The sequence below is a fragment of the Peribacillus sp. NPDC006672 genome (assembly GCF_050274955.1).
In the GTDB taxonomy this organism is placed as follows: Bacteria; Bacillota; Bacilli; order Bacillales; family DSM-1321; genus Peribacillus.
In genome coordinates this window covers 29,931-43,295 of sequence record NZ_JBNNOR010000018.1, presented here as the reverse complement: position 1 = coordinate 43,295, position 13,365 = coordinate 29,931, and the positions used below count along the sequence as shown (strand labels likewise).

The window sequence follows — 13,365 nt, the reverse complement described above, 5'->3', positions numbered from 1 at the left end:
TAAGGAATCATGCAAATTAATATAGGGGGATTTTATATGAGTGAGAAGAAAGATTATTTAAAGTCTCCCGATTTGCTGCCTATACCCCATAGTGAGAAAAACATAAGTGCAGCCGGATTTGGTTTTATTTGGGTGGGCATGGCCGTAGTATTGGCTGCCTTCGCGATTGGCGGGAATGGTGTTCAAAGCTTGTCCTTAGGCCTGGTCGTTCTTGCAACGGTCATTGCCTGTGTGGTTCTCGGCTTTTTGATGACAATGACAGGGGATATTGGTGTTGAGCATGGAATATCATTCCCAGTCTATATGAGGGCGCCGTTCGGTACGATAGGAACCCATATCCCTTCGGTTGTACGGGGGTTTGTAGCTTCATGCTGGTTTGGTCTTAACACTTACTTTGGAGCTACTGCAATGAATGCTATCTTTACAACCCTTTTTGATTTTGATAATTGGTTTATCTGCTTCCTCATTTTTGCCGTTTTACAATTGGTCAACACGGCAATGGGAATAAAATCGATAGAACGTTTTGCCGACTTGGCAGCGCCCGTTATCATTTTAATTTCTGGCTGGATGTATTTTACCCTTTCCGATCAAGCTGTGGCCCAAGGAAGAGATGTATGGTCCTGGATTGAAAGTCCGGTCACTGGCGGGGCTGCCGCTACGGCTTTCATGGTCGTCATTATGGCAAATATGGGATTTTGGGGCACATTGACTGCAGATATGCCGACCCTCTCCCGCTATATAAAGGCACCAAAAAATGAAAAAAATTGGTTCAAACGCAATAAGGGGCAGATAATTGGGAATATTATCACCTATCCCATCACTCAGACGTTCATGGTCATTATCGGTGCGGTTTCATATATGGCTGTTTCCAATTATGATCCCGTAGTTGCTATACAGGGATCAGCAAGTGGGATTGCTCTCGGCGTCCTTTTAATCATGATCGTATTTGCTCAATGGTCGACGAATACTACGGCCAATGTCATTCCTGCAGCTACCATTTTCTCCAATATCATGGGTCCTAAATTGCCATTTTGGGCGGGAGTCGTTGTAGCGGGGATTATTGGGATAGTAGTTCAGCCATGGAGCCTGTTCGGAATAATAATAGAAGTTTTATTAATAATAGGTGGAATCCTGGCGTCCATTGTCGGCATCCTTGTAGCAGATTATTATTTTCTCCGTAAACGGCGGGTTAATGTACAAGAACTCTATGAGAGTGAAGGCCAGTATAAATACTTGAATGGAGTTAATTGGGCAGGAATCATTTCTTGGGTGATTGGAGGAATTGGTGCAACAATTTTTTCGAATTACTCATTTATTATTGGCTTTGTTCTTGGCAGTGCAAGTTATTATATATTGGCTAAATATTGGTGGTTCAAGAAATATGAACAGGCTGAAATCATTGATCCCAGCGATGAAAAATATTTGGGTATTTCCGTCGGAAGGGATTGGAAAATCGAAAAAGGTCTAGAGCTAGAAGAAGAGACGGTTTTTACGGCTTCAACTGGCAAGGAGAACGTATAAAAAAGGGGGAATGGGAATGTCCGAATATCAAGACTATCGCTTAGAAAGGGAACAAATCGATTTTTTACTTGAAAGAGGATATCGAATCACCCGGGTTTCAGAAAATTTAAGCGGAGCTTTTCTCGATTTTGAACTGATTGAAGGAACGAATCAGGAGTGGAAGCAATTGGAAGTGAAAACCCCGGAAGGAAGAAAATACTTCTCTACGTTGCTTTACAAGAAGTTAAATTGAAATTTGCAATGGACCAGGCCTATTCCTCATGAATGGGTCCTTTTTTTTGTGCATGTTTAGATTTTCATTCTAAGAGGAAAAGATAGATGCTGAAAGTGAATGAGCAGGTAATCTAATGAGTTTTTGTTTTCCCGGCAGCCATGTGAGTGGAAAGGGTCGAATTTTTTGTAGAATTTTGACGTTAGATTTTCTAACAAGTGTCTGGAGATTTAAGGATTGTCCGTTTATAATAGATTTTAAAGCAGTTTTATAAAAGGATGTGGATGGATGAATACGTCGATTACAATCGAGGAAATTCTAACACGCAAGCATTTTAATCTGACGGATATAATTGCAGGTAGCAGTGGGATAAAGCGTCAAGTGAAGTGGGTCCACTGCATGGAAGTCACTCAAATCAGCCATTTGTTAAATGGAAATGAACTGATTCTGACTACCGGTTTAGGGTGGAAAGATTGCGATGAAACATTTCTATCCTACTTAAAACAGTTAATTGAATGCAAGGCAGCTGGACTCTGTATAGAGATTGGCGCCAACACCATGGCAGTGCCGCAATGTGCCATTGATCTTGCAAATGAACAGCAATTCCCTATCATCCTATTTCATGAGGAAGTCCCTTTCGTAGAAATCACTCAGGATATTCATTCCCTTATCATTAATAAACAATATCAAATGATCTCCAACTTAGAAAACTACTCCCAGCAGTTAAATAAAAATCTCCTCGAAATTGACCATTATGAACCAATTCTAAAATTTCTCCACAGCTATTTAAATGTACAGGTTATTCTTATCTTTAATGAAAACGATATAGCCAGCATTCCCAAAGCGCAGAAAAAAATAACCTATCAAATGGTATCGGACGTATATGAAGAAAAGAAATTCAATAAAACCGTTCATAGACAGCCAATTCAAGTGCTCGGTGAAAATTATGCGGAACTGCTCATTTGCAGCAACGACAGAGAGTTGACGGACTTTGATTCACTGATTTTGGATCGAACGGCTACCGCTTTGGCACAGCATCTATTAAGGGAGTTATATATAGAAGAAAAGAAAATGTCGGAAGAGAGTAAATGGCTTACAAATTGGATTGAAGGTGAGTATAGTGACGAAGCAATCCGGGAGAGGCTTTCCTATATTGATCCGAAAATGCAGTTGGATGGGGGAATTGTTTGCATTTGCAAACAACACACAAGGTATAATAGACGTTCTGCAAAATTAGATGGAACCTATTTTAAGATAATGTTTAAGACGGTTTTTGAACAGTACGGCTTTCAGATATTTTCTATGGAAATTCATCAGCATCTAGTTTTTATTTTAGGTGATAATCGTTCATCTGAAGATTGGAAATCAAGGGTGACAAGCGCAGTGGATCGAATCATGAAAATGGATGTTAGCGGGCGTAATCGAATGAATTTGCTCTCCATTGGTTTTGGAAAGCATGTTCGAAGGTTAAGTGAGATTTATAAAAGTTATGAAACGGCCCGCGAGACCCTGCTGCTTCAGGATACATTACCAGAGGGTAACAGGAGCTTCTTTTATCAGGATTTACATATGCATCGCATGATTTCGCTCATAAATAAACATGGTAATCTGGAGGAAACGGTGCACGAATATTTAGGTCCTGTCATTGAATATGACAAGCAAAACAATGGTGAGTTAATGCCTACCCTGAAGACCTATCTTGCTTGTAACGGTTCTAAACAGGAAACCTCAAAACAACTATTCATTGTCCGGCAAACGCTATATCATAGGCTTGAAAAATTAGAAAAACTGTTAGGCACGGATTTTATGCGTTCAGATAAGCGTCTAGGACTTGAATTCATGATTTTTGCATTGGATTTCTTACAGTACAGCAGCAGGAAAGTCAGTGGAAAATATGTAGATAAATATATTGGAAATTAAAAAAATAAGTACGATTAAGGGTGTCCCGAGGACATCCTTTTTTGAATGCAAGGAAAGGGAAACTAATACAAGAGTTAATGCTGACATCAAAATGGCCTTTAAAGCATCTTGATGTCAGCATCTTTTATTAATATTCATTTTTTTTGGAAAGGCAGTGGTCGCATTCCAAGAGGTAGGATTCAGCTTGTTCAGTGATGGGAGTACCGCATTCTGTACATTGTTTAGGTGGCAGTGTCCTGAAGAATTCCAATGGGTTTTTAGTTTGCATGATGATTCCTCCTTATGATTTGGTTTAGTTATTCTTCGCGTTTGGAAAGGCAGTGGTCACATTCCAAGAGGTAGGATTCAGCTTGTTCAGTGATATGGGTTCCGCACTCTGTACATTGTTTAGGCGGAAGTGTCCTGAAGAATTCCAATGGGTTTTTAGTTTGCATGATGGTTCCTCCTTTTTGATTTGAGTAAATTAGTCTTCACGTTTGGAAAGGCAGCGGTCACATTCCATTAAGTAGGATTCAGCTTGTTCTATAATATGGTCACCGCACTCGGGACAATGTTTAGCAGGGATATTGTTAAAAAATTCAATGGATTTTTTCATTTGCATAATGATTTCCTCCTTTATAATGTTTTATTATTTTTTTCGGTCGATTTATTCCTCACGTTTGGAAAGGCAGCGATCGCACTCCAACAGATAGGAATCTGAGTGGTCCACATGTGTTTCACCACATTCTGGGCAATATTTAAACGTATCAATTATGAATGTATCCGATTGATTTGCTTGCATGTCTCGCTCCTCCTCTTTATAGTACAGTTATTATTGTTTGTTTGTTGTTATAATACAGTATATACCCGAATTTGGAAAATGTATAGGTATTTAACAGAAAATTTGAAATTTATTTCGAGAAGAGTCTGAAAACCTTATAGATAGGGAGTTTTTTAACTTTATTTTTTGTATTTCTCTTCACGGAAACTTGGAAAATGAAGAAAAAATAGATTTTATAAAAGGGGAAAAACAAAGGGGGGCGAAAGGGACAGACAATTTTCAGTTGATTAGAATAGGAATTAATGTAACAGATGAGGAACAGAAGGTTCAGAGGTGATGATTACTTGTTTCACAGTCCATGAACATATAAGAGCTGTTCTAAAATGTCAGCAAACCGTCAAGCGGCAGCAATTACGAAAGTTCCTGCCAGGACTTCTTTATTCAACAACCGGAAAAATTGTCCGTGTGGTTTATTACTTCAGTAAAGAGGTAACTTGCTAGTAGATGAACAATAATGGGAGGTAGCATATGTCGAAAGTGATGATTATCATAAATCCATCTTCAGGTAGGGAAAAGTCAGGAAAGATTTTGCCGAAAGCGGAAAAAGCACTTGGTGAGATATATGATGAGGTGTCCGTCCGTCAAACCGAAGGAGAGGGGGATGCTACGGATTTTGCTAAGGAGGCCTGCGAAGAGAGGTTCGATGCTGTCATTTCCATGGGTGGGGATGGAACGGTGAACGAGATAGTGAATGGCTTGGGCGAGCAGCAGCATCGGCCAATTTTCGGGATCATCCCGCTAGGAACCGTTAATGATTTCGCCAGATCTTTGGGCATACCCTTGAATCCCAATACGGCCATTGAGATATTAAAGGACATGCATATTAAGGAATCGGACATAGGGAAGGTCAATGACCGTTATTTCATGAATGTGTTGGCAGTAGGGGCGATCGCTGAGGCCACCTATAATGTATCCGTGGACCAAAAAACCCGTCTGGGGTCTTTTGCATATTTCATTGAAGGAGCAAAAGCGATGATTAAAAAGAATCCGTTTCCTTTAACGGTTGAACATGATCAGGGAAGGTGGATGGGTGAGGCTCATTTACTGATTGCAACAATGACTAACTCTGTCGGCGGTTTCGAACAACTTGCACCCGAAGCAGAAGTGGATGATGGAAAGCTGCACACATTCATCATTAAGGATTTATCACTTCCTCGTATCGTCAAGATCATTTCCAGTTTAATGAGAGGAGAGATCAAGGGGCATGACGAAGTTGAATATATTCAAACATCCAAGCTCAATTTATCCACATCAGACGAACTTGCAGTCAATATCGATGGAGATGAAGGCTTTCTCCTTCCATTTCAATCAAATGTACTGCACAAACATCTTCGTCTCCTTGTCCCGGGAAACTAAATGGTGTTTTAACATAAAGCAGTGCCAACCTTGTCTGGTTGGGTAGTCTTTTCACAAAAGACCATGCTCATTGATCATGTGGGAAAAGCTGATTAGGGTAAGCCAATCAGCTTTTTTCTTTGGAAATCCAATGCTGATTTGAGTTGATTTTGCATTCATTCAATCACCTCAATTTTCATGGTGATCCATCATGCAACAGGTATCATTATTCAAGAGGATTCTAGGTTAGAATAGTAAATGCATGAATGAATGGGTATGAATATGTTACGCTTATAATTATGAAAATAGATGAGAGAGGAAGTTTGATGTTTGAATGGAGTTTTTGCTTGTTATATTAGCCCTTCTTATATTGATTGGAGTGTCTAATGTAATTAACCACTTTATACCCTTTATACCTGTACCATTAATACAAATAGCACTGGGTGTCATACTGGCACTTTTACCCCTGGGTATGCATGTAGAGATGGAGACGGAATTGTTTTTGCTGTTATTCATCGCACCCCTTTTATTCAATGATGGCAAAAATGTACCCCGCACTGCACTTTGGAAGTTGAGAGCACCCATTCTCATGCTTGCACTAGGCCTAGTATTCATAACGGTTTGGGCAGGCGGGTATTTAATTAATTGGATGATTCCTTCGATTCCATTGCCAGCCGCATTCGCCTTAGCAGCCATTTTGTCTCCTACAGATGTAGTGGCAGTAAGCGCTTTGGCGAGTCGAGTTAAGTTACCTAAGAGCATAATGCACCTTCTTGAAGGAGAAGGGCTCATGAATGATGCCTCAGGTCTAGTTGCCTTTAAATTTGCCGTTGCAGCTACAGTCACTGGTGTTTTCTCATTAGTGGACGCAACGTTCAGTTTCATATGGATCTCGATTGGTGGATTTATAGGAGGAGCAATTGTTGCCTTCATCATAATCAGGCTCCGTGTATTTCTTCGCCGTTTAGGAATGGAAGATGTTACGATGCACATGTTAATCCAGATCCTGACCCCTTTTATTATTTTCCTCGCTGTGGAACATTTCCACCTTTCTGGGATTTTAGCGGTCGTGGCTGGGGGTATTGTCCATGCCATTGAACGAGATAGGGAAATATCACCAACGGTAGAACTTCAGGTCGTTTCAAAGAGTACATGGGCCGTTATTTTATATGTATTGAATGGTCTTGTATTCGTTTTGCTAGGCTTGCAAATTCCAAGCGTTGCGAAAATTATCTTTCAAGATCCACTCTTCAATAATGGGCAAGTGATCCTATATATCGTGGTCATTACACTTTTCCTTTTTGCTTTACGATTCATTTGGCTTACTGCTGCCTGGTCGATTGGCTGGATGACGAAAAAAGCAGGCGTCCAAAAACCAGACTTCAAAGCGGCTGGAATCATTACCATTTCCGGTGTTCGCGGAGCTGTAACATTAGCGGGTTCGTTCTCGATTCCGTATGTGTTGGCAGATGGAAGTCCTTTCCCGGAGCGTTCGTTAATCATCTTCATTGCAGCAGGTGTCATATTGCTGACTTTGATCGTTGCCAGCGTATTTCTGCCAATCATAGCACGGACAGAAGAAGAGGAAGTCGTGGATAAGCAGGCTGATAAAACGAAAGCGGCTGCCATTCACACACATCAAGCGGCGATTAAAGTTGTAGAATCCCAAATGACAGATGAAAACCGGGAAGCGGCTTTATCGATCATTTCGAGGTACTGTACCAAGATCAATGAACTGTCCTATGTAGAACAGGAGAAAGAGCCAGCTGCATTAAGGGAAGAAGAAAAAGGTCTTCGCTTTAAAGCCCTTGAAGCAGAGCAAAGATTTCTTGATAAACTTATTAAGGATGAGAAAGTGGACCGGGAAACGGCATTTATATGCAAAGAATATATCCAGCGTATGGAAGGCGCGGTCACAAACCGAATGAAATTCCGCTTTTTCAGGTCTGTAACGCTTTTCAGAAGAAGTATGCTGAGGGTTTTTAAATTATTTTTCCCTAATAAAAGTGAAGTAAGAAGGATCAATATAGAGAGATTGGAAAAGGTGAGGGACCTTAAAATCAGGATGTATAAAGCCGCCATCCAAGAGATACAAGCGGGTATCACTTCTGAAAATCATGAGACGTCTTCGATGATAATAGAAGAGTATAAAGTGTTGATATTAAAATGCAAACGTGAAAATAGAGGCCGTATCCCTAGTAAAATGGTCGATTATGAAAGGGAGCTATTCTATAAAGCGATCCAGGCAGAACGGGACGAAGTACAGGATATGTTTGAAAAACGACAAATTTCCCGTGAGGTTGCCAATATACTCCGCCAGCAAATCAATTTACGAGAAGCACTGACAATCAATGAAAACATCCATTGATTAACTTAAGGAGCGCTGCCGATATATTCGGCAGTGCTTCTTTCGTTTAGTGGAGGGATTTTAGGGTGAAGCATCGAATCATTAAGGTATCCAATATTTGTGAAAGCGGTGTGCCCAATGAAACAGGACAAGGAAATCGTCACCATTACGCCTTATTTACCGGAACATCATCACCAGCTGTCACAGTTTTATTTACCGGATACACAAACCCCTTTTTCAGCTTTGCCGGAAGTGTCGCTGAAATATTGCCGAAAGGATGTTGACAGACACCCTTTCGTTATATTAGCTGCGGGTATACCGGTCGGTTTTTTCGTTTTACACATTGGGGAGAACATTAGCCCTTTCACCAACAATAAAAAAGCGATATTACTCCGTGGATTTCTTGTTGATCAACAGCATCAAGGGAAACGGATTGCAAAGAAAGCCATGCAAATCCTTCCGGAATTCGCAAAAGGGATTTTTCCAAACAAGGATTCGATTGTACTGGCAGTGGACGTCAAGAATGTGATTGCCAAAACTCTTTATACGAAATCGGGATATCAGGATACAGGAATTCAAAAAGAAGGCAGAAGCGGGTTGATGGAGATAATGGAATATAGGTTAGATAAGGTGAACATGGATATGGAATAAGGAATTGAGATACAAAGTATCGTTATGAGGCATGTAGACTTTTCGAATGAGGGAAGGTCTTTTTTTTGTCCAATTTGTTACAGGTTTCATTACGAAACTAATGAAATAGAGGGTCGCTTTTAATAATGCTGCTGCCTTATGGTACACTTTACTTAATGTAAATTTCATTAATCGAGGTGTAGTCTAATGAAAACGATCGTAGTTGTAGGTGGAGGCATTACGGGTTTATCAACCATGTATTATTTACAAAAAGCTGCTAAAGCGAACAGTCTCTCCGTACGATTAATATTAATAGAAGGAAATGAGAAACTAGGCGGTAAAATCAGGACAGTGCATGATGGTCCATTTAAAATAGAAGCGGGTGCCGATTCGATTGTCGCCAGGAAACAAAATATAAAACCATTTCTTAAAGAATTGAACCTAGAGGATCAAGTTGTTTATAATGCGACGGGAAAATCATTTATCCATACCGATGGCGTGCTGAAGGGAATCCCTGAAGATGCACTATTCGGAATTCCAATGAGCCTGGAGTCCCTGGCGAAAAGTGATCTGGTTTCTGCACAAGGAAAGGTCGATGCCTTAAAGGATTTCTATACAAAGAATGAGACGTTTACGAAAAACGATTCAATCGGTTTATTTCTTGAAAGTTTCTTAGGTAAGGAATTGGTGCAAAAACAGATATCACCTGTCCTATCGGGTGTTTATTCAGGAAAATTAAATGAATTGACCATTGCTAAAACACTGCCGGAGATGCTGGATTATAAAAATGAATATGGCAGTATAATACGCGGTCTATCGGAAAATAAGCAGAAATATCAAAGCAAGGGAAATAAGAAGTTCCTTTCGTTTAAAAATGGCTTATCGGTATTGATTGAACGTATTGAGGAAAGCCTCGATATGGTGGAAATTATAAAAGGGGTCAAGGCGGAAAAAATCAGAAAGAATGATGAGAGGTATATAATTTCATTGGCAAACGGTGAATCGCTGGAAACGGACTTCATCGTATTGAGTACACCGCATACAATTGCCCAGAAACTATTGGGTGATAGGGAGCTGGATCAAGACTTCGCTGGCTTGATCAATAGTTCAATGATAAGCGTTTACCTTGGATTCGATATCCCGGACAGCATGCTTCCTAATGATGGGACAGGTTTCATTGCAGGCGATAATAGTGATTTGATCTGCAATGCATGTACGTGGACGAGCCGGAAATGGGAGCATACTTCTGAAAACAGTCAGCTTTTAGTAAGGCTTTTTTATAAAAGCTCAAGTCCGGACTATGAACGGTTACGCTCCCTTACAAATCAGGAATTAATCCAGGTGGCTTTACGAGACATTAAAAGCAGTTTAAGTATTTCTGGGACTCCAATTACAAGTGAAGTGACGAAATGGCATGAAAATATGCCGAACTACCATATAAAACATCCTCAAATCGTTCAATCCCTGGAGGAAAAAATCTCCGGGAATTATCCGAATGTTTTACTTGCGGGCTGTTCATACAATGGTGTTGGAATACCGGACTGTATTGCAGATGGCGAAAGAAAAGCGCAAGAGATTTGTCTGAAGTTGTAAAAGGAGTACTGCAAAAAGTAAACTGCACCCCAATTGTTAGACATCATCTAACAATTGGAGGTGCAGTTTTTTTGACTAAATATGCGATAGACGAAAAATCACATTCAGTTTTAGAGTGCTTGGAAGGGGAAAAGCCCCATAAATCCATTGCACAAGGATGAATGGACTAGGATTGAAGTCTTTGGGTTACATGAAGAAATACCGTTCATAAAAAGGGCAAATCAGCAAAAATATATCCATTAATACATGAGCCCGGATTTCATGCCCTCAAGGCTGCCTAATTTGAATAAAGGGTCTAACTTTTTGGGTTCACTCCAAAAGGGCGGTCTTTTTTTTATGCATTATTGAAACTTTCGTTTGAAGTTTCCAGCATTTCCTGTATAATAAAATCCGTAAAATTAAACTGAGAGTTTACTTATATAAAACTTTATCTACTATGGGTTTACTATAAGTAAACTGATTGAGGGTAAATAGGATGCAAATTGGAAAAAAAATAAAAAACCTTCGCTTGAAAAAAGGATTGACCCAGGAAGAATTGGGAGAAAGAACGGATTTAAGTAAAGGATATATTTCACAGTTAGAAAGGGATCTTAGTTCCCCTTCCATTGAAACTCTTTTCAATATTTTAGAAGTACTCGGCTGTAAGCCGAAGCAATTCTTCGACGAAGAGGATCAGGTCCAAAAAGTAGTGTATGAAGAAGAAGCACAAACATTTTTTATCGATGAGGAACGAGGGTATCAAATTCAGTGGCTTGTGCCTGAATCGAATGAGAAGGAAATGGAACCGATTCGCCTGACCCTTCAGGAAAAAGGGGAATTCAAACAATTTGAACCATCCTTATCGGAAACATTCGGTTATGTAATAAGCGGAAGAGTCATTGTAAAGCTTGGTTCTCATACGTATTTCGCCAAGGCAGGGGAATCAATTTATTTTCATGCATCCGATGAACACCAAATCATCAATGATTTTGGGGGTCCATCCGAGTTATTGCTTGTGGTGACGGAATCATACTTGTAGAATTCAAAGCAATTGCTATCGTTTGTGTAAGGATGGATGAAGTAAGGTAATGGAAAGAGGGAAGTAGATGTCAAACGAGATTATAATACGCTTCGATCAGGTTACGAAGCAATTTGATGATGATACGGTAATTCTCGATAATGTTAGTTTTGAAATCGAGAGAGGGAAGTTCTATACGCTTTTGGGTCCTTCAGGCTGTGGGAAGACAACGATCCTTCGCTTGATTGCCGGATTTACGGAAGCCTCCAAAGGTGATATTTACTTTGAAGGAAAAAAGATCAATAATGTACCAGCCAATAAAAGGCAAGTAAATACGGTATTTCAAGATTATGCACTTTTTCCACATTTAAATGTGTTTGAAAATGTAGCATTCGGACTTCGTATCAAAAAAATGAAAAATGCCGAAGTGGAAATAAAGGTGAAGGAAGCCCTCAGCTTTGTTAATTTGGAGGGTTATGAAAAACGGGAGATCAGGGAAATGTCCGGCGGTCAGCGGCAACGTGTAGCGATTGCCAGGGCAATTGTTAATGAGCCGGAAGTCATTCTGCTGGATGAACCGCTTTCTGCCCTTGATTTGAAATTGCGTACAGAAATGCAATATGAATTGCGAGAGCTACAACAAAGGCTTGGAATCACGTTCATCTTCGTCACTCATGACCAAGAGGAAGCATTAGCGATGTCAGATGAGATTTTTGTCCTTAACAAAGGGAAAATTCAGCAAAGTGGGACCCCTACGGATATTTATGATGAACCGCTGAATCGATTCGTTGCTGATTTCATTGGTGAGTCGAATATTGTAAAAGGAAAAATGATTGAAGATTACCTGGTGGAATTCGTCGGTAGACAGTTCGAATGTGTAGACCAAGGTTTGAATAGTGATGAAGCTGTTGATATAGTCATCCGCCCGGAAGATTTAGAGATTACTTCCGTCAATCGCGGGAAACTGCAAGTTCGGGTGGATTCTCAGCTATTTCGCGGTGTGCATTATGAAATCAGCTGCTATGATCATGATGGAAATGAGTGGCTTGTCCAATCAACGAAAAAGGCAACAGTTGGAGATGAAATAGGTCTTTATTTCGATCCCGAAGCGATTCATGTCATGCGATTGGGTGAAACTGAAGAGGAATTCGATAAGCGTTTAGAAGCGTATCATGATGGGGAAAGTCATGCAGAATAAAATATCACGGAATATTTACTTCATACCCTATGTCTTATGGATTGCTCTATTCGTTGTCGCACCCATTTTGTTAATCCTTTACTATTCCTTCTTCGACATTGAAGGTAATCTTTCTTTAATTAACTATCAAAAGTTCTTTACACCAGTATATTTAAAAATGACTTTAAGCTCATTTTGGTATGCTTTTCTGATTACGGGAATATCCCTTTTAGTGGCTTACCCTACTGCATATTTGTTAACGAAAACCAAGCATAAACAGTTGTGGCTTTTGCTGATAATCGTGCCTTCCTGGATTAATTTACTCTTAAAGGCTTATGCCTTCATTGGAATTTTTGGCACGTATGGTGTGGCGAATGGTTTTCTGGAGGCAGTAGGAATCGGAAAGCAGCAAATTCTTTTTACGGATTTCAGCTTCATATTCGTTTCGGTTTATATTTTCATCCCGTTTATGATCTTACCGATATTCAATGCGCTGGATGAAATGAATCCAACTCTTTTGGATGCGGCCAATGACTTGGGAGCGTCCCGGTGGATGACGTTCCGCCGCGTGATTTTTCCTTTGACGATAGATGGTGTAAAGACGGGATGCCAGGTAGTCTTCATCCCGGCACTTTCATTGTTCATGCTTACAAGACTGATTGCCGGTAATCGAGTCATTACGCTTGGTACGGCTATCGAGCAGCACTTCCTTGTGACACAGGATTGGGGAATGGGTTCCACAATCGCGGTATTTTTGATTATTATAATGTTCCTGATTATGTTTGTAACGGGTAACCGAAAGCAGGGTGTGTAA

General features: G+C 40.1%; 14 protein-coding genes. 10 read left to right on the top strand and 4 right to left on the bottom strand.

Annotated features, from left to right (window positions below):
* Positions 1-36 precede the first annotated feature (36 nt).
* The 3 genes from ACQKKK_RS22130 (at position 37) to ACQKKK_RS22120 (ending at position 3,652) form a co-directional block, all read left to right on the top strand.
* On the top strand, positions 37-1,521 hold the full coding sequence (locus ACQKKK_RS22130) for an NCS1 family transporter (RefSeq protein WP_427619148.1): 1,485 nt from the start codon (positions 37-39) through the stop codon (positions 1,519-1,521).
* Between the two features lie 16 nt (positions 1,522-1,537).
* A complete protein-coding gene (locus tag ACQKKK_RS22125) occupies positions 1,538-1,753 on the top strand; it encodes a hypothetical protein (RefSeq protein WP_427619146.1) in 216 nt (71 codons plus the stop codon).
* Between the two features lie 267 nt (positions 1,754-2,020).
* A complete protein-coding gene (locus ACQKKK_RS22120) occupies positions 2,021-3,652 on the top strand; it encodes a PucR family transcriptional regulator (RefSeq protein ID WP_427619144.1) in 1,632 nt (543 codons plus the stop codon).
* Between the two features lie 127 nt (positions 3,653-3,779).
* On the opposite strand, the gene yhfH (ACQKKK_RS22115) is transcribed toward ACQKKK_RS22120, so the two are convergent.
* The 4 genes from yhfH (ACQKKK_RS22115) to yhfH (ACQKKK_RS22100) are packed head-to-tail and all read right to left on the bottom strand — an operon-like array spanning position 3,780 to position 4,433.
* Positions 3,780-3,920, bottom strand: coding sequence for a protein YhfH (gene yhfH / locus ACQKKK_RS22115; protein ID WP_284469059.1), 141 nt, complete (start codon positions 3,918-3,920; stop codon positions 3,780-3,782).
* A 28-nt stretch (positions 3,921-3,948) separates the two neighbouring features.
* Positions 3,949-4,086, bottom strand: a complete 138-nt coding sequence (yhfH, locus tag ACQKKK_RS22110; protein WP_081108659.1) for a protein YhfH — start codon at positions 4,084-4,086, stop codon at positions 3,949-3,951.
* 29 nt (positions 4,087-4,115) lie between these two features.
* Positions 4,116-4,253 (bottom strand): protein YhfH, encoded by a 138-nt coding sequence (gene yhfH, locus ACQKKK_RS22105; RefSeq protein WP_081108660.1) that lies wholly within the window; start codon positions 4,251-4,253, stop codon positions 4,116-4,118.
* A gap of 45 nt (positions 4,254-4,298) precedes the next feature.
* On the bottom strand, positions 4,299-4,433 hold the full coding sequence (gene yhfH, locus ACQKKK_RS22100) for a protein YhfH (protein WP_427619141.1): 135 nt from the start codon (positions 4,431-4,433) through the stop codon (positions 4,299-4,301).
* Between the two features lie 507 nt (positions 4,434-4,940).
* Between yhfH (ACQKKK_RS22100) and ACQKKK_RS22095 the strand changes: the two genes are divergently transcribed.
* The 7 genes from ACQKKK_RS22095 (at position 4,941) to ACQKKK_RS22065 (ending at position 13,365) form a co-directional block, all read left to right on the top strand.
* Entirely contained in the window at positions 4,941-5,828 is an 888-nt protein-coding gene (locus tag ACQKKK_RS22095) for a diacylglycerol/lipid kinase family protein (RefSeq protein WP_427619140.1), read from the top strand.
* Positions 5,829-6,141: 313 nt separating this feature from the next.
* Positions 6,142-8,175, top strand: coding sequence for a Na+/H+ antiporter (locus ACQKKK_RS22090; protein WP_427619138.1), 2,034 nt, complete (start codon positions 6,142-6,144; stop codon positions 8,173-8,175).
* Between the two features lie 117 nt (positions 8,176-8,292).
* Positions 8,293-8,805 (top strand): GNAT family N-acetyltransferase, encoded by a 513-nt coding sequence (locus ACQKKK_RS22085; RefSeq protein WP_427619136.1) that lies wholly within the window; start codon positions 8,293-8,295, stop codon positions 8,803-8,805.
* Positions 8,806-8,991: 186 nt separating this feature from the next.
* Positions 8,992-10,377, top strand: coding sequence for a protoporphyrinogen oxidase (locus tag ACQKKK_RS22080; protein WP_427619134.1), 1,386 nt, complete (start codon positions 8,992-8,994; stop codon positions 10,375-10,377).
* A 475-nt stretch (positions 10,378-10,852) separates the two neighbouring features.
* Entirely contained in the window at positions 10,853-11,395 is a 543-nt protein-coding gene (locus tag ACQKKK_RS22075) for a helix-turn-helix domain-containing protein (RefSeq protein ID WP_427619132.1), read from the top strand.
* Between the two features lie 67 nt (positions 11,396-11,462).
* Positions 11,463-12,572, top strand: a complete 1,110-nt coding sequence (locus tag ACQKKK_RS22070) for an ABC transporter ATP-binding protein (protein ID WP_427619130.1) — start codon at positions 11,463-11,465, stop codon at positions 12,570-12,572.
* Positions 12,562-13,365, top strand: coding sequence for an ABC transporter permease (locus tag ACQKKK_RS22065; RefSeq protein WP_427619128.1), 804 nt, complete (start codon positions 12,562-12,564; stop codon positions 13,363-13,365). The genes ACQKKK_RS22070 and ACQKKK_RS22065 overlap by 11 nt, the downstream gene beginning before the upstream one ends.